This is a genomic window from Candidatus Binataceae bacterium (genome assembly GCA_035308025.1).
Lineage (GTDB): Bacteria > Desulfobacterota > Binatia > Binatales > Binataceae > JAJPHI01.
The window spans coordinates 1-17,199 of record DATGHL010000023.1 but is presented as its reverse complement, the minus strand read 5'-3'; the positions used below and the strand labels follow the sequence as shown (position 1 = coordinate 17,199).

Genomic DNA, 17,199 nt, shown 5'->3' with positions numbered 1-17,199 from the left:
GCAAGTTCTTTTCTGAAGGAGAATCGCGATGCGAAATGTCTACGTACTGGGAACCGGAATGATCAAGTTCGGCCGCTATCCCGACAAGTCCGTACCGGAGCTCGGCGCGGAAGCGGCTTTGATCGCGCTCAAGGACGCCGGCGTCACGATCAAGGATGTCGAGATGTTCGCGGCGGGTAATCTATATCAATCAAACGCGATGGTCGGGCAGCGGATCCTCCAACAGATCGGGCAGACCGGAATCCCGGTGATCAACGTTTCGAACGCCTGCGCCACCGGCTCGACCGCTTTTCGCGAGGCCTATATCGCCGTCGCGTCGGGTATGTATGACGTCACTATGGCGATCGGGGTCGAGCAGATGGGCAAGCAGGGGCTGCTCGGCGGTGGCGGCGGCGGTTCCGACCCGGCTTATTCGACGGAAGGGCGGATCGGCTCGGGCCTGATGCCGGCGGTGTTCGGCCAGGCGGGCGTCGAGCACATGCGCAAGCACGGCACCAAGCTCGAACACTTCGCGAAAATTTCGGTCAAGTCGCATAAGCACGCGACCAAGAATCCGTTCTCGCAGTATCGCAACGAAGTCTCGCTTGAGGACGTGATGAGCGCGCGCATGGTCGCGTTCCCGAATACCCTCTATATGTGCTGCCCGACGGGCGACGGCGCCGCGGCCACGATCCTGGTCTCCGAGGACAAGCTCAAGCAGCTCGCCGGCGGCCGCAAGCGGCCGCGGGTAGCAGCCTCGGTGCTGACGTCGGATCCCTACACCGATCGCGATTTGACGCTGCCTGACGTGAGTACACTGACGCGGCGCGCGTCGCGCAAGGCTTACGAGACGGCCGGACTCGGCCCCAAGGACGTGAGCCTGACGGAGCTGCACGACTGTTTCGCGACCGCCGAACTGGTGCACTACGAGAATCTGGAGCTCTGCGCCGACGGTGAAGCGGCCAAGTTTATCGACGAGGGCGGCGGCAAGCATCCGGACCTCGGCGGCCACGCGCCGGTCAACGTCTCCGGCGGCCTGCTCTCGAAGGGTCATCCGCTGGGCGCGACTGGAGTGGCGAATATCTGCGAAATCGTCTGGCACCTGACGCAGGACGATCGCGCGAAGGAACGGCAGGTGCCGAACGCCAAGGTCGGGATGGCGCATGTGATCGGGCTCGGCTCGGCCTGCACGATCAATATCCTGACGGTATAATCGAGGATTCGCGAAGGGCATGAGGGGCCGCCCGGCGGGCGGCCCTTTTTATTTGAGTGAGGCTGATTTGCACCTGACACGTCTCAGAGGTTTTCAGGATTTGATCGGGCCGAGCGCGCGCGCCGTGAGCCGGGTCGAGGACTGCGCGCGCGCGATCATGGAGCGCCACGCGGTCCACGAGATGCGCATCCCGATCCTCGAACGGCTCGAACTGTATCAGCGTTCGAGCGGCGAAACCTCGGATGTCGTCGAAAAGCAGATGTACGCATTCAGCGACGCCGACGAGGCGGAGACGCTGCTCGCGATTCGACCGGAAGGGACTCCCGGTGTCGTCCGCGCCTATATCGAGGCGGGCCTGGATCGCAGCGATCCCGAGCAGCGTTTCTATTACTCGGGTCCGATGTTTCGCCGCGAGCGGCCGCAGAAGGGGCGCTTCCGGCAGTTCCATCAATTTGGCGTCGAGATTTTCGGTCGCGCCGACGCGGCTTGCGACGCCGAACTGCTGATCATGATCGATGAGCTGCGTCAGGAGTTGAAGCTGGAACTGGAGTTCCAGATCAATTCTCTGGGCCACGCCGAGTGCCGGCCCGCCTATCGTGCGGCTCTGCTCGAATACGGCCGCGCCCATCTAACGGAGCTTTGCGCGGATTGCCATCAGCGGCTCGAACGCAATCCGCTGCGTCTGCTCGATTGTAAAATCGACGTGAAACTGGCGGCCGGAGCGCCCAAGAGCATCGATTATCTGTGCGATGCGTGCCGCGCGCATTTTGCAACGGTCGAGCGGCTGCTCAGCGGAGCCGGAGTCCCCTACGTCGTGAATCCGCGACTCGTGCGCGGCCTCGACTACTATATGCGCACGACTTTTGAGGTCGTCTCGACCGCGGTGGGATCGCAGAGCGCGGTGGTCGCCGGCGGGCGCTACGACGGTCTGGTCGAGGCGTTGGGTGGGGCGCCGGTGGCGGGTACCGGCTTCGCGATTGGCGTCGAGCGGTTGGCGCTCGCGCTCGAGGCGACCGGCGGCGCGGGAGCGGTGGCGCCCGACGTTGCACTGATTGCGCTCGGCGACAGCGCTGTGGTGGCGGCGATGAAGCTCGCGGGCGAGCTGTGGCGCCGGGGTATTTGTGTCGAGCTGCTGGCGCCAGATCGCGGACTCAAGGCGCTCATGCGGCGGGCGAACAAGCTCGGGGCGCATTTCGCGATTATCGTCGGCGAAAACGAATTGGCCCGGGGCGTCGTGCAATTGCGCGATCTGCGCGCCGGCACGCAGCGCGAGCTTCCGCAGGCGGTCGTCGCCGGCGAAATCGCCGCCGTCTCCGAGCCGGCGCGCTGACTATTTCGCAGGTGCAGCCGCATAGGTATCCTTGCGGGATCGCAGCCGATGTCGCCCACTGATTCATACACCCCGATTCCGCCGTGGCCACGCAGTCATTACTGCGGAACGCTGCGCGCAACCGATGAAGGCCGCGAAGTCGCGCTCTGGGGCTGGGTCGCGGCGCGCCGCGACCACGGCGGCGTGATCTTCATCGATTTGCGCGATCGCGAAGGGATCGTGCAGCTCGTCTTCAAGCCCGAGAGCGAGGCGGCAGGAGCGCGTGCGGCCGCGGGGGCGGCGCGCGCCGAGTTCTATCTCGCGGCCAAGGGCTGGGTCGTCAGGCGCTCCGACAATACGATCAATCCGCAGTTGCCGACCGGCGAAATTGAAATCATCGTCGCGTCGGCGGAGATCCTGAGCGCGTCGGCGGCGCTGCCCTTTCAGTTGGGCGCTGGGGCGGAGAACACCGCGGAGGAGGTGCGGCTCAAGTACCGTTATCTCGATCTGCGCCGGCCCGAGATGCAGGATAATTTGCGCCGGCGTCATCAGGCGCTACGCGGGGCGCGCGCGTGGCTCGACGGGCAGGGCTTTATCGAGGTCGAAACGCCGATCCTGTGCCGGGCGACGCCCGAAGGGGCGCGCGATTACCTGGTGCCGAGCCGTGTCAATCCCGGCAAATTCTACGCGCTCCCGCAATCGCCGCAGTTGTTCAAGCAACTGCTGATGGTCGGCGGCTTCGATCGCTACTACCAGATCGCGCGATGTTTTCGCGATGAAGACTTGCGCGCGAACCGCCAGCCCGAGTTCAGCCAGATCGATATCGAGATGACCGGGCCGCGACTCGACGACATCATGGGCGTCGCCGAAGGCATGATGGCGTCGATCTACGAATACGCGCTGGGCGTCAAACTCGCGCCGCCATTCATTCGGATGCCGTTTGAAGAAGCGCAGGAGCGGTTCGGCTCCGACAAGCCGGACCTGCGGTTTGAGCTCGAGCTGAAGAATCTGACTGCCGCCTTTGCCGGAACCTCGTTTAAGGTTTTCGCGGAAGTGCTGGAGCGCGGCGAATCGATTTACGCGCTCGCGCTGCCCGCCGAGTATCAACTCTCGCGGCGCGAGCTCGACGAGCTGGTCGAGATGCTGCGCGCGCAAAAGAGTCTCGGTCTGGCCTGGGCCAAAACCGTCGAAAGCGGATGGCAGGGACCGCTCGCGCGCCATATCAGCGCGGCGGAGCGCCAAGCTGCGGAGCGCGCGGCGGGACTCGCGGCGGGCGGCACGTTGCTTATCATGGCCGGGCCGCAAGCGTTGGTGCGGCCGATTCTCGGCGACTTGCGATTGCAGCTTGCGGGCAAGTTCGAGCTGCGCGACGCCTCCGCGCTCAAGTTTCTCTGGATCGTGGATTTCCCGCTCTTCGAATACAGCGAGGAACAACGGCGTATGACGTCGGTTAACCATCCGTTTACCGCTCCCCGGCCTGAGGATTTGCATTTGCTCGAAAGCGATCCCGCGCAAGCCCGCGCTCTGGCCTATGACCTGGTGTTGAACGGACAGGAGATGGGCGGCGGCTCGATTCGTATCCACAACCCCGAGCTTCAACTCAAGGTTTTCGAGCTTCTCGGACTCGGGCGCGAGGAGGCGGTGAGCAGATTCGGCTTTCTGATCGACGCTCTTGGATACGGCGCGCCGCCTCACGGCGGAATCGCGTTCGGGGTGGACCGGATCGCGATGATGGTTTGCGGCGCCAACTCGCTGCGCGACGTGATGGCCTTTCCCAAAACGCAGAAGGCGGTCGATCCGATGAGTGGCGCGCCCTCAGAGGTCGAGGCGCATCAGCTAAAAGAGCTGTCGATCAAGGTGGCGCTGTGACGCCGTCGTCATGGGTGCGCCTGATCGGTGCGCTGCTGTTGGTCTTCGCGCTCGCGGCGTGCGAGCGTCTGCAGGAGACCAGCGAGTATCAGGAAATGGGCAACGTCGCGCACATCCTGCCCGGATTTCACGGCACGCCCGGGCTCGAGATCCACGCGGTGCGTTCGAGCAAGACGGTCATCGTGCACAAGATCGCTGTGATGCCGTTGATTGAGGAGCCGGACAAGATCGAGCATAACCTGGCGCCCGGTGCGACCGAATCGGCGACGGCGGAAGTCTACGCCCGCGCGACAATTCTCGGCGGCTGGACCGTCGTGACTCAAGAGGACGTCGCAAACATCCTGCAGCAGATGCCGCCGACGACCGCAGCGGATATGGATCAGAACGCCCTGGAACTTGGCCGCAAGCTCGGCGCGGACGGCGTACTCTACGGTTCGGTGCATCACTATAAGGAGCGCGTCGGTTACGACTATGCGGCGCAGTCGCCGGCGTCGGTTGCTTTCACGTTGAAGTTTGTTGACGAGAAATCTCAACAAATTGTCTGGACGGCGAATTTCGCGAAGGAACAGAAGTCGCTAAGTGACAACGTTTTCGACCTGCCAACATTTATTGCGAACAACGGCCGCTGGGTGCGGGCCAATGATCTCACCGCGCAAGGCGCGCAGGCGGCGCTCGAAAATCTGCAAGACAAGATTACCGTACAGCCGATTGTGCAGGGCCAGTATTAGGGAACCTATCCCCTTGACGGCCGTAAGGGGAGGGGCTAGCCTTGGCCCTGCGATTTCGCGGACTAGATGCTGTCGCGCCGCGCATATCGCGTGAGGCGACTATGCGCGTACCCGATGCTGCCCTCCGATCTATTGTTTATCTCGGCTATCAAACGCCGGGCGGTACCTTTGTCGCAAAGGGTACTGGCTTTCTTGTTGATCTAAATCGCACCCCTGGAGGTGCCATCTATCTCATAACCGCTCATCATGTTGCGTCTAAGCTCAACCAGCCTTTTGCAATAAGATTTAATGATAGGGCTGGGCAATCGCATGTCCAACTGAGTCAACAGCCTCAACACAAATGGTGGTATCACCCGACGGATAGTTCTGTCGATGCTGCTGTCTTTCCTTGGGGCTTGCGTGGCCGGACCGCAACCTTTCCAGTTAGCCGATTCATTACGGAAGTAAATCTTGATCTGATAGGAATTGGCATAGGAGACGAAGTTTTTATAGTCGGCCTTTTCCGCGAATGGGCAGGAAGGGCGCAAGTAACTCCAATTGTTCGACATGGCCATATCGCCATGATGGCGAATGAGCTTATTCCGACGCGAAATTACAGTGACGCGCTCTTACATTTGGTCGAAGCGCTCTCGCTCGGGGGCCTAAGCGGATCGCCGGTGATTGTTCGGCAAACTGTAGGTGTATCGGCGCTGCGCCGCTCTCGGACAACATTTGACCCCGAAATTGGGATGGCACTGGGCGATATGTATTTGCTTGGTCTAGTGCATGGTTATTATCCGACAAACGCCGAAGGTGCTACTTCGGGCGCTACAAAATGGCATACTGGAATTTCTATGGTTGTCCCGTCAACCAAAATTCTCGAAATTCTCAATCAACCTAAACTAGTAGAATTCGAGAAAAGGATTGTAGAAGCGATGAAGAAGCGAGACGACGATAAGCCTGTTGAAACGGCGATGGAAGAATCTAAACCCAAGCCGTCACGCAAGTCACGGGATAAGGATGTATCAGAACATCCCAATAAGGGGAGGTTCTTTAACGACCTAGCGAAGGCCATACAGAAGCGAGAAAAGAAATGAACAAAGACGATACGAATTCCAACCAATTAGTTGGCCGAATTGCGATTTGGCTCAAACCTCTCCGAGATGGTCTCGCTAAATTAAATCGAATCGATGAAAGTCCGGGCGTGACGGAGCATTCGCTCCATATCGCCGATGGCACTGAAATCATTAGAGCTAGTAGTAAGGGCGTGGAGTAGTCGCGGCTTCAAGTTGGTAACATCTTGCCCAAGGACACTTATCACGGCGCTCAAGACTAGTGACATGCTGCCAATTGCCTCTGTTGCATCTGTAAGTAACTGGCGTTCAAACGTTTCCAATGCCATGAGAATTTCCTCTCTAAGCGGATTTCTTAATGCGTGAAACAAATGCCGCAAACATATTGTGTCGCCCAAGACTCGGACGACGATTGAACCGGAAGGCATATTCGTCCAGATAGCTCTGCAAGTAGTCGCGTCCAACGTTATGATAAACGCCACGAATACCGTTCTTAGTGAGACTCCAGAATCCTTCGATAGTGTTCGTGTGCGCGTCGCCAGAGACGTAGACCTTGGTCGCGTGGTGAACGCGTTTGTGCTGGTAGCCGAGCCGTTCAAGCGGGTTGTAAGCGACCCATTCATCGGTAAAAACTGTGCTCGTGGGCATCGTACGCTCGATGACATGAGGCATAAGCGAGGCGCTGCCAGTGTTCGGGACGACCTTCGCGACCACGCGACCCTTACGTTCAACCATGCCAAAAACGGCGGCTTTGCCCGTTCCGCCCGTCCCAAGGTGTTGGCGCTTATTCGCGTGTTTGTTTTTTTCCAAGCCGCCGAAAAAGCTTTCGTCCATTTCAATTTTGCCCGACAGCTTGGGGCTATCATCTTCATCGAGCATCGAACGGACTTGTTTGAAGATACGCCACGCGCATTTGTAGGTAACGCCGAGCTCTCGCTCAAGCTGCTTTGCGCTAATGCCGCATCGAGTGGCCGACATCAAGAAGATCGCTGTGAACCAGAGCTTGAGCGAGGTAGCCGAATTCTCGAATATCGTGCCGCGCATCGGATGCTCATGTCGTCCGCAATGCTGGCACTTGTAAGCTGGTCGTTTGCTTTCGCGATGATGCTTCGTGACCTTCTCGCATTTAGAGCAATAGATGCCGCTTGGATAAAGCTTCTCAACCAAGAATTCGAGGCACGTTGCGTCATCAGGGAATTGCCGCTCGAATTCCATGCGAGAATAGGTGCTTTCAGAAGCGCCAGACCGAATCGGATTGTTGCGATTGACCTTGCTCATACCGATCAATCTAGCAAATCAGAATACGGCCGTCAAGGGGATAATTACCAGTATTAGCTCTATTTTCGGTTTTCTGAGGGGCCCTTAATCGACTGATGCTATCGGCGCCGTTTGCATCTTCGCCAGGACACGGCTTCGCAGGGGTTCTTCGGATAGCGCCGATAGAGGCTTCGCCAGGCTGAAAACTTCCACTATAAGAGCTTGCAGCTTCGCGTCGTCGGCGCTAAGCGCCTCGACCGCCGCGAAGTACCTGCCGCTCTCCTCGAGCCCGGGCGGTTGCACGCCACGGGTCTGCGGATAAGCGAAATCGGAAATTGTCGCCAGCAGCCACGGTGTCGTGATCACTTCGGCCGCCTTCGTGAAGAAAGCGGGCGCCAGTCCCTCGAGCGGAGCCGGTCCCTCGGCGCGTTCGTTCAAGACATGCTGAAGTGCTTCGGCCTGCAGCGCCGCCGAACTCATCCCCTGCCCGTAGACCGGGTTGAAACTGCACAACGCGTCGCCGATGACCAGAAAGCCGTCTGGAAAAGTCGGCATTCGCTCGTAATGGCGGCGAAACGCGGTCGGGTAGCTATGGTGCGTGATCTCCGATACACGCTCCGCGTTCATGACAATCTCATGGATCTTCGGCGTATGCAGCGATTTCGCGAAAGCTAGAAAGCCGGCTTCATCGGTCGGCGGATAGTCTCCGAAACGACCGCCTAGAGTCAGCAGCCGCACACCATCCTCGAGCGGGACGAGATATGCGGCCTTGGGATAATCGGGGCCGGGCCCCAGCGCGGCAAAGACCTGCGCCGGCTCCGCGTAATCCGGCGCCACAAACCTCGCGCTGGAGTACGCGAAATCAACGCCCACCGTCGTTTCTTCGGGGGGCGCGAAGCCAACCTGCCGGAGCCAGCCTTGGGCGCGCGAACCTCGGCCACCGGCGTCCACTACCAAATCCCCAACGAGCGGCTTGATGTCTCCGTCGCGGCCGCAAATCACACCGCGCACGCGTCCGTCGCGAAAGATCGGCCGCCGCACTATGCAGTCGCCCTCGAAACTCACGTTCGGCGATTCCAGTGTGCATTGCCGGACACAATGTTCGAGCAAACCACGGCTTTGATAATGGAAGGTTATCCCGAGATCGCGCGCTTCCCTGACCGCGCCGCCGAATGAGTATGCTTTGCCGGTCGGCGTCAGCACCACAAATTCTCTGCCCACATGGACGCGCACGGTGCCGAGACTAAGTAACCTATCGACGAATCCAGGATAGAGACGCGACATCGCCTGCTGGCCACCAAGTAGGAGGACGTGCGCATGACTACCCTGGGGGATCGACTTGCGAAGCGCAGGTCGGTCCTCAACATGGTCGCGCTCCAAAACTGTCACGTGGTCGAAGTGGTCGGCCAAGACGCGAGCAGCCATTAGTCCGGCGAGGCTGCCACCGATTACGATCGCGCGTTCGCCCAGAAGGCTTCTCATTCGCTAAGCTCCTGTTTCCTCGGCGATACTGCCCAGCCATAGAACTGCGATTTTAAGTTTATACCGGCATTTTCTTTTTGCCTTTCCAATTCCGAGCCGTTCTATAGCTCGAAACTGTTTTCGCGGCAAGGCTTTAGCCGCTTTTGTGCCGCAGTGCTCTCAGTAGTGTGGGGAGGGGCCGGTTTCGCGTCCGACGGGCTCCGACGGCTGAAAATGCCGTTTCTCTATCGATTCTGGCGACACTTGTCCCTGCATCCCCGGCGTCGTCATCGAAATTTGCTCTGCTTTGCGCTAACTTTATCTCGCCGACGGCAGCATCGCGATCTTCGCCAGCATGCCCGCGAACAGCCGCCGCGCGTCAGATGGCTCTCCGACTGCAGCAACCAGTAGTACGCGCATGTTGGATGAGCCGTCCGCCAGTCTTTACCAACCGCTGCTGCAAGCTCGCGAGCAACCACTTCCCGCTCGGAGCGGTCCGCGCCAGTCGCCGCCATAGATTGCCGAGGTCGTAGGCGATGACACTCACCCAGAGCCGCACCTCCGTCCAACTCGCGCACCAGAATCAAACCACCGTCCGAGATCACCCGTGAACCTTGGAAATCAACGTTCAGCGAGCTATTGAACGAGAACTGAAACAGCCGATTTTGTATCTCACCCAGCGCCGCACCGCACCGATCTCCAAATGGAACCGGGCCGCGCTGATGTTCGTGCGGTTGCAGGAAGTGCCGCGAGACTGTTAGCATAAGCGTCAGATTGACGCAAAGTCGGCAGGTTTCCGCTGATGGAACGGAGTGGAGAGGCCGAAAGCGAGAGGATATAGCGATGAACCTGCAAACTGTTATCGACGGCGCCGCGCTCCATCGCAAGCTGGGGGTCCTGCACGACTCGGCCTACACAGTCGAACTCTGCGACCAGTACGTTGATACGATCGCGGAAATCCATCGACTCAAGGCCGAGCGCCAGGCGGTGGTGCTGGCGCACAACTATCAGCGGCCGGAAATTTTCGAGGTGGCGGACTTTATTGGCGATTCGCTGGAGCTGGCCCGCAAGGCCCGCGAGGTGCGCAATGCCGACGTCATCGTTTTTTGCGGAGTGCATTTCATGGCCGAGACCGCCAAGGTCTTCAATCCCGAGCGCAAGGTGCTGATTCCGGATTTGCGCGCGGGATGCTCGCTGGCTGACGCCGTTACGGCCGAGGCGCTGGCCGAGCGCAAGGCGGAGCTGGTCGAGCTTTATCCGGACCTGAAAGTGGTCTCTTACGTGAACTGCACGGCCGACGTGAAGGCGCTCTCCGACGCCTGCTGCACCTCGGCCAACGCCGCGCAAATCGTCAACGCGATCGATTCCGAGAATATCCTGTTCGTGCCCGATCAGAATCTCGCCAACTATGTTCAGACCCAGACCCGCAAGCGGATAATTTCATGGGACGGTAACTGTTACGTCCATCATCAGATAACCGCGGAAGAGGTAGAGAAGGTGCGAAGCGGCATCCCCGGGCTTGTCGTGCTGGCTCATCCGGAGTGCCGCAAGGATGTGCTGGCGTTGGCCGACGCGGTGCTTTCGACCAGCGCGATGGTTCGTTATGCGCAGGAAAGCCCGGCAGACAAATTCCTGATTGTGACTGAGTGCGGGTTGTCCGATCGCTTGTTGATGGAGATTCCGGAAAAACATTTTTATAAGGCCTGCAAGCTCTGCCGCTATATGAAGATGATCACCCTCGAGGGCACGCGTGACTCGCTTGAGCATCTGCGCTACGAGATCACGCTCTCGGAGGAAGTTCGCGAGGGCGCCCGCCGCGCGCTCGAACGGATGCTCGAACTGAGCGCGTAGCTGGCTCGTGAGCGCGCCCGCGGCAGTGCCAATCCGAACGCAGCTCGGGCAACCGGCGGAGGCGGGTCTTCGCCGACGCCGCGCCGACGCCCGCCCGAAGGTTGCCGTGGACGTCGTGCCGTTTGCGATCCGCGACCGGCGGCTCAAATGCTATTTGGTGGAACTGCGCGTCGGCGCCACGGCGGGAAAATGGGCCTTTCCGGGACGGCTGATTCGCGTCGGCGAGATGCTTGACGAAGCGGCGCGCGGCGAGCTCGAACTTTCGACCGGGATCCGCGCCACTTATCTGGAGCAATTGCGCACTTTTGGCGATCCGACCCGCGACCCGCAGGCTCACGTCGTCTCCGTCGGCTATCTCGCGCTGAGTGGCAGTTCGATGGGACCGGGTTGCGGCGCGCAAAAATACCCTGGTGGGCAGTGGTTCGAGGCCGCTGCGTTGCCGCCATTGGCGTACGATCACGGATTGATGGCGGCCTGCGCGCTTGAGCGGCTCAAGGCCAAGCTCGAATATACGAATATCGCTTGCAATCTCTTGCCCGAGACCTTCACTTTTGCGGAACTCGAAGAGCTCTATGCGACCGTGCTCGAGCGCGATCTCGATCGCCGCAACTTCCGCCGCCGGATCTTCGCGATGAGCCTGCTGCGGCGGCTGCCGCAAACGCGCCGCGGGCAGGGCCGGCCTGCGGCGCTCTATGAATTCGCACGCCGCGATTTGCAGGCCATCGAAATGCTATAATCCGGGCGCAAGATCAATTTCGCGCGAGTTTGCGATTCGCATTAGTTCAGGAGTAGCCATGCACGGAGGATCGACGAGTCGAGGTTGCTTGGTCGTCGGAGGCGTCGTTATCGCGCTGCTGACGCTGGTGAGCGCCACCATCTATCGCGTCCGGCTGGCGCCCAGCGCCGCCGCGGAGCAGGCGCTCACGCTCGATCCCAAGCAGTTCGAGGGCGATACGCGAATGGCTTATGAGGTTGCCAAGGCGCATCCCGACCTGCTCGCCCAGCTCGACTGTTACTGCGGCTGCGAGCAGCACGAAGGGCACAAAAACCTTCTCGATTGTTTTCGCACCAATCACGGCGCCGGCTGCGACACCTGCGTCGGCGAGGCGGTAGCGGCGGGCAAACTCGCTGACGGCGGGATGCCGGTCGATCAGATTCGCCAGGCTTTGCACGATCGGTACGCCCACGGGAGTTGAGCTTGAGCGGCCTGGTCTCCCATTACATCCAGCACTTCAGCTACGCCGGGCTGTTTCTGACCTTACTGCTATGCGGTCTGGGCTTGCCGGTGCCGGAGGATTTGGCGTTGCTGACCGGCGGATTCCTGGTTTATCGCGGCATCACCAGCTATCCGCTGACGCTGGCGATTTCGTTCGTCGGCGTGGTGGTCGGGGATAACTGTCTCTACTTCCTGGGCCGGCGTTTCGGCACGGGACTGGTTTCGTACATCAAAATCTGGCCCGATTCACACCGGCGGCTCGAACGCCTCAAACGCTTTATGGATCGTCATGGCCATCTGGCGATCTTTTATGCCCGTTTTCTTGCGGGCGCGCGGGCGCTGGTCTATGTCACGGCAGGATCGCTGGGGATCGATTTTGGCCGCTTCGTGCTTTACGACAGCCTGGGCGCGCTCATCTCGGTGCCGATCGTCGTGACTCTTGGCTACCGGTTTGGTGCGCAGATCGAGCACGCGCTGGCGTATATCGGCGGGGTGCAGCGGATTATCTGGGTGGTCTTGATTGCGGTCGCGTTATTTCTGGCGTCGCGCGCGTTTATCTCGCGCGGCGCGCCGCGGGCCGGCTCCGAGCTGACGCCCTGAGCGGATCCGGCGAATAGCTCTACGATGCGCATCCCCGCGCTTAACCTCAAAGCCAAACTGATCGCCCTGATGGTGACGCTGCTCGCGTTGACCCTGGGCGCAGAAATTCTGGTCAGCTTGCGGACACAGGACACCATCGTCCGGACCACCGAGAAAAAGGTTCAGGACCTGGCCAGCGTGATTCAGATCAGTGTGCAGGAGCTCTCCTCGGTCGGCGCGACCGATCGCGATCGCCTGCAGAGCTTCGTCGGCAAGCTCCACACCAACGGCCTCGAAGTCTCGATCGCCTCCAACCAGGAGTTGATCATCAACAGCTCGAACCCGCGCCTGATTGGCGCAGCGCTGAATCCCGATGTCGTGCGCAGCCTGATGCATTTACGCAACAAAAATCCGCACGAACCGGTGGCGGTGCCCGGCGTCAGGCTCGGACTGGCGAACGGACAGAGCACGGTCTACTTCATCCCGGTCGAGGTCGAGGATCATCTGCTCGGCTACATCCAGGTGGTGGCGGACTTCAGCGACTTTGACCAGCCGTTGCGCGATTATCGCTGGCGGCTGGTGACGATCGGGTTTGCGATCTTCGCCCTCGGCCTGGTCTTTGTCTATGTGCTCGCTGACCGCTACGTCGATCCGATCCACGCGGTCGCCGATGCCGCGCAGAATATCGAGGCGCGCGGCTTCGCGCCGGTGCCGGAAGCGCGTCGGCGCGACGAGATCGGTCTGCTCACGCGCAGCTTCAACGGGATGCTCGCGCAACTGCGCCACGCCCGCGAGCGCGAACAGGAGCTGAACCGGCTCGAGCGTTTCACGGCGCTCGGCCAGCTCGCCGGCGCGCTGGCCCACGAGATCAAGAACCCTATGAATTTCATCAGTCTCGCGCTCGATCGCCTGCGCGCCCGCTATGCGCCGCCGGCCGACAGTGGCCGCGAGGATTTCCTCCATCAGATCGCCATCATGAAGGATGAGATTCGGCGGCTGGCGGAAATGGTGCAGACCTTCCTGCAATACGGCCAGCCCATCGAAATCCATCCGGCGCCGACCGATATGCGCCAGTTGGTTGACGGCGTGCTCGCGCTCAGCGAATCCAAGCTCAGGAGCCAGGCGATCGAACTCGTCGAGCGCGGCGACGCCGGCCGCGTGACTCTGAACGTTGACGCCGAGAAGCTGCGCACCTGCTTCGTCAACGTCGTCGTCAACGCGGTGCAGGCAATGCCCGATGGCGGGCGGCTGACGGTCGATTTCAGCCGCAACAACGGCAATCTGGTCCTGACCTTCGCCGATAGCGGCGGCGGGATTGAAGAGGAGATCGCGGGACGGGTTTTCGAGCCGTTTTTCACGACCAAGCGCGAAGGTATCGGCCTGGGGCTGTTTTTCTCCAAGGCGATCGTCGAAAAGCACGGCGGCAGCGTAACGATCGGAGCCAACCAGCCGCCGCCCGGCGCGCGCGTCACTTTCAGCTTTCCGCTCGGCGGCATACAACATTAAGCATGATGGCGCAGGCTTCCGTACTGGTCGTCGAGGATAACGACCGCGAGCGTCAAATCACGGCCGAGACCCTGCGCGAGGAGGGTTTCGCGGTCGAGGAGGCGGTCAACGGCCGCCGCGCTCTCGAACAGCTGCAACTCAGCCGCTTCGACGTCGTCCTCACCGACCTGATGATGCCCGGGCTCACCGGCGAAGAGCTGTTGCTCATAGTCAAGGAGCAGCATCCCGCAACGCAGGTGGTCGTGCTGACGGCGCACGGTTCGATCGACAGCGCCGTCAAGGCGACCAAAGACGGCGCCTTCAACTACCTGACCAAGCCGACCGATCGCGAGACGCTGGTAATCGCGATTACGCGCGCGGCCGAGCTCGCGAACGAAAAGCAGGAAAATCTGCTGCTGCGCCGCGAAGTCGCCGGCAAGCTCCAAATCGAGGGCATCATCGGCCAGGATCCGGCGATCCATGAGATTATCCGCATGGTCCAGAAGATCGCGCCGTCCAACTCGACCGTCCTGATTCAGGGCGAGAGCGGCACGGGCAAGGAAGTTATCGCCCGCGCGATCCATCGGCTGTCGCCGCGCGGCACGCGTCCCTTCGTTGCGATCAACTGCTCGGCGATCCCCGAGACGCTCATTGAAAACGAGTTGTTCGGCCACGAGCGCGGCGCCTTCACCGGCGCGACCGAACGCAAGATTGGCCTGATCGAGAGCGCGGACAAATCCACACTGTTTCTCGACGAAATCGCCGACCTCGGGATCAGCGTGCAGGCCAAGCTGTTACGCGTACTGCAGGAGCGCGAGGTGCGCCGGGTGGGGGGTAATGAATCGGTGCGCGTCGACGTGCGGCTGCTCTCGGCCTCGAATCGCAACCTCGCCGACGAAGTCGCCGAAGAGCGCTTCCGCGAAGATCTCTACTACCGCGTGAACGTCGTCACGATCACGCTGCCGCCGCTGCGCGAGCGCCGCGCGGACATCCCGCTGCTGGCGAATCACACGCTGGCGCGCTTCACCCATCTCGCCGACGGACGCACGAAAGAACTCAGCCGCGAAGCGATGGAAGTGCTGATCGACTATGCGTGGCCGGGCAATGTCCGCCAACTCGAGTCGGCGCTCGAGCGCGCCATCCTGTTATGTGAAGGCGACAAGATTCTTCCGCGCGACCTGCCGCAAGAGGTCCTGCAGCGCCGCGCCGCCGGCCGGGCGGACAAGGCCCGCATTTCGGATCGCTTCGAAATTCCCGCCGAAGGGATCAATTTCGAGCGTTTTGAACGCGACCTGATAATTCAGTCGATGGAGAAAAACGACTGGGTGATCGCGAAAGCTGCGAAGATGCTCGGGATGAGTTACCGCACCCTCCAGTATCGGCTCGACAAGTTCGGACTCGGCAAGCCGGACGGCAAGGGCGGCGCGCCGCCAGAACCCGCAAAAGCCTGAATCTAACCGGCGCAGGGCGTATCCGGGTCAAACCGGATTATCGCAGTGTGATCCGCGCCGTTTCCACGACTTCCAGAAATCTCCTGGATGCTCCGGTAGTTTTTACCGGGGTCTCGTTCAATAAAGCAAATCACTGCGGTTCGAGACGTGATTCGGAGTGCGGGCTGCGGCATAGGGTTTGCTGCTCTTACTTCGCATTGACGCCACAAGCGTCTGTAAATCTTGGGAGGTTCTCGAACAATGACTAAAAATAGGTTCCATCTGGGCGACCTTACGAACCTAATTGGCGCAGCTACCTTGGTCGGTGCAATGGTTGCTGTAGGCGCAGTGGCTGGGTGCTTCTCTTATAGCAGCAAAACCACCGAGCCGGCCGTCGCCGTTGAGCCGTTACCAGCAACTTCGGAGTCTACGACCACGACGACGACGAGCCCGGCCGACAGCAGTGCGGTGGAGAAGCATTCGACCACGACATTTTCGGCGATGCCTTAGAATATCGGCGGCGGCAAGCGGACAGATCACGCTCGCCATCTCGTAGCGTTAAGGAGCCTGAAATGAGTAAAAAATGGGGCTTATGCAAGGACTGCAAATGGTGGCAGATAGAACCTGACGCTTCCGTAGGAAATCTGACCCAAGGCGAGTGCATAGACGAGGAGTTGTTGTCATTCCAATTGCGAGTTTCCGGGGCGAGCGGCTGCAATCGATTTATCGAGGGTGCGCCGGCTCGCGCAAAAGGATCAAGTGCGGCGCCGCCGACGGCCGCTGCTCAACGCCGAGGCTTCGCGAAAAATGAGTGAGAATACTTTCGAACAGGTGCGGGAACGCGCCTACGCTATCTGGGCGCGCGAAGGTAAACCTGAAGGCCGGGAACTTGAGCATTGGTTCCGGGCGGAGCAGGAATTGGCTCAGCAATTGCCCAACGACAGCCAAATCGACGCGATGGAAATCACCGAGGAGCGCGAGCATCTGCGTGAGATGGAAGAGGCCACAGGCCACGAAATTGCGAACCAGCCGCCGCGGAAAAAGAAGATAGCCTCGCAGCAGCCCTGACCCTTCCGCGACTCTGCATCCGCGTTAAGAGATTCGCAGACATAAAATGCTGAGATGCAATAAGACTGCGGAGTGGTTAAACTAATGGTGAATGACCATTCAGCCTAACAGCGGGGCGTGGAGCTATCGTTGCGATAAACTTTTGCGCGATGGTACGCTCGTGACAGTGCGTTCGATTCGCCCTGAGGATAACCAGCTTCTTGCTCGTCACTTCGAACTGCTCAGTCCCGATTCTCGATACAGACGGTTTTTCGGACTGCGCCATGCGATTGAGCCTCATGAACTGGATCGGCTCACGGCACCCGAATACCCCAAGCACATTGCACTCATCGCGGTAGTAACCGATGCGGCCGGGGCACCGTTGATCATCGGCGACGCGCGCTGTGTCGCCACCGATCAGCCGGGCGAGGCAGAACTCGCGATGAGTGTTCTCGATAAATATCAAGGACTGGGCGTCGGTTCGCTATTGGTGCGGCACCTCAGCCGCTGCGCCCAACAGGCCGGCTTTCAGCGTCTCACGACGGATACGCTCGCCTCCAATGCTCCGGCCCTGCGGATGCTGGTGCGGGGAGGCTTCACTTCAGTAGCCCGCTCCGACGGCATCTGCACGTTCGTGCACGCGCTGACCCCCGACACGACCGCGGCTCTCGCCGACAGCCTCGGCTACGCCTCCGGTGTCGGCTTTTTGAGTCCCAGCCGCTC

The 17,199-nt window shown here is 60.5% G+C and carries 17 protein-coding genes; 15 read left to right on the top strand and 2 right to left on the bottom strand.

Translation table 11 applies throughout. The features are described from left to right. Positions 1 to 28 precede the first annotated feature (28 nt). The 6 genes from VKS22_06560 (at position 29) to VKS22_06535 (ending at position 6,353) form a co-directional block, all read left to right on the top strand. Positions 29 to 1,192, top strand: coding sequence for a thiolase family protein (locus tag VKS22_06560; protein HLW70265.1), 1,164 nt, complete (start codon positions 29 to 31; stop codon positions 1,190 to 1,192). A 67-nt stretch (positions 1,193 to 1,259) separates the two neighbouring features. Beyond that, positions 1,260 to 2,522, top strand: coding sequence for a histidine--tRNA ligase (hisS, locus tag VKS22_06555; protein ID HLW70264.1), 1,263 nt, complete (start codon positions 1,260 to 1,262; stop codon positions 2,520 to 2,522). Between the two features lie 48 nt (positions 2,523 to 2,570). Continuing rightward, complete coding sequence (aspS, locus tag VKS22_06550; protein HLW70263.1) at positions 2,571 to 4,370, top strand: aspartate--tRNA ligase; 1,800 nt, start codon at positions 2,571 to 2,573, stop codon at positions 4,368 to 4,370. After that, positions 4,367 to 5,098 (top strand): hypothetical protein, encoded by a 732-nt coding sequence (locus VKS22_06545; GenBank protein ID HLW70262.1) that lies wholly within the window; start codon positions 4,367 to 4,369, stop codon positions 5,096 to 5,098. The genes aspS and VKS22_06545 overlap by 4 nt, the downstream gene beginning before the upstream one ends. Before the next feature lie 41 nt (positions 5,099 to 5,139). Beyond that, positions 5,140 to 6,174, top strand: a complete 1,035-nt coding sequence (locus VKS22_06540; protein HLW70261.1) for a hypothetical protein — start codon at positions 5,140 to 5,142, stop codon at positions 6,172 to 6,174. Next, on the top strand, positions 6,171 to 6,353 hold the full coding sequence (locus VKS22_06535) for a hypothetical protein (GenBank protein HLW70260.1): 183 nt from the start codon (positions 6,171 to 6,173) through the stop codon (positions 6,351 to 6,353). Before VKS22_06540 ends, VKS22_06535 begins: the two co-directional genes overlap by 4 nt. Before the next feature lie 139 nt (positions 6,354 to 6,492). On the opposite strand, the gene VKS22_06530 is transcribed toward VKS22_06535, so the two are convergent. Then, the gene (locus tag VKS22_06530) at positions 6,493 to 7,428 is read right to left on the bottom strand and encodes an IS1595 family transposase (protein ID HLW70259.1); all 936 of its coding nucleotides are present in this window, start codon (positions 7,426 to 7,428) and stop codon (positions 6,493 to 6,495) included. 84 nt (positions 7,429 to 7,512) lie between these two features. Further along, positions 7,513 to 8,889 carry a hypothetical protein gene (locus VKS22_06525; GenBank protein ID HLW70258.1) on the bottom strand — a complete coding sequence of 459 codons (1,377 nt, stop codon included), beginning with the start codon at positions 8,887 to 8,889 and terminating at the stop codon, positions 7,513 to 7,515. Between the two features lie 593 nt (positions 8,890 to 9,482). Between VKS22_06525 and VKS22_06520 the strand changes: the two genes are divergently transcribed. The 9 genes from VKS22_06520 to VKS22_06480 all read left to right on the top strand — a co-directional run. Next, entirely contained in the window at positions 9,483 to 9,629 is a 147-nt protein-coding gene (locus VKS22_06520; protein ID HLW70257.1) for a hypothetical protein, read from the top strand. Between the two features lie 82 nt (positions 9,630 to 9,711). Then, the gene (gene nadA / locus VKS22_06515) at positions 9,712 to 10,719 is read left to right on the top strand and encodes a quinolinate synthase NadA (protein ID HLW70256.1); all 1,008 of its coding nucleotides are present in this window, start codon (positions 9,712 to 9,714) and stop codon (positions 10,717 to 10,719) included. A 25-nt stretch (positions 10,720 to 10,744) separates the two neighbouring features. Then, complete coding sequence (locus VKS22_06510; protein HLW70255.1) at positions 10,745 to 11,455, top strand: NUDIX domain-containing protein; 711 nt, start codon at positions 10,745 to 10,747, stop codon at positions 11,453 to 11,455. An 88-nt stretch (positions 11,456 to 11,543) separates the two neighbouring features. Beyond that, positions 11,544 to 11,915, top strand: a complete 372-nt coding sequence (locus tag VKS22_06505) for a CYCXC family (seleno)protein (GenBank protein ID HLW70254.1) — start codon at positions 11,544 to 11,546, stop codon at positions 11,913 to 11,915. Between the two features lie 2 nt (positions 11,916 to 11,917). Beyond that, the gene (locus VKS22_06500) at positions 11,918 to 12,535 is read left to right on the top strand and encodes a DedA family protein (GenBank protein HLW70253.1); all 618 of its coding nucleotides are present in this window, start codon (positions 11,918 to 11,920) and stop codon (positions 12,533 to 12,535) included. A gap of 24 nt (positions 12,536 to 12,559) precedes the next feature. Continuing rightward, positions 12,560 to 14,020, top strand: coding sequence for a HAMP domain-containing sensor histidine kinase (locus VKS22_06495; GenBank protein ID HLW70252.1), 1,461 nt, complete (start codon positions 12,560 to 12,562; stop codon positions 14,018 to 14,020). Positions 14,021 to 14,025: 5 nt separating this feature from the next. Next, positions 14,026 to 15,450 carry a sigma-54 dependent transcriptional regulator gene (locus VKS22_06490; protein HLW70251.1) on the top strand — a complete coding sequence of 475 codons (1,425 nt, stop codon included), beginning with the start codon at positions 14,026 to 14,028 and terminating at the stop codon, positions 15,448 to 15,450. A gap of 786 nt (positions 15,451 to 16,236) precedes the next feature. Beyond that, positions 16,237 to 16,497: a DUF2934 domain-containing protein gene (locus tag VKS22_06485; protein ID HLW70250.1), complete on the top strand. Its 261-nt coding sequence runs from the start codon at positions 16,237 to 16,239 to the stop codon at positions 16,495 to 16,497. Between the two features lie 91 nt (positions 16,498 to 16,588). Beyond that, on the top strand, positions 16,589 to 17,199 hold a 611-nt coding region (locus VKS22_06480), incomplete at its 3' end, for a GNAT family N-acetyltransferase (protein ID HLW70249.1).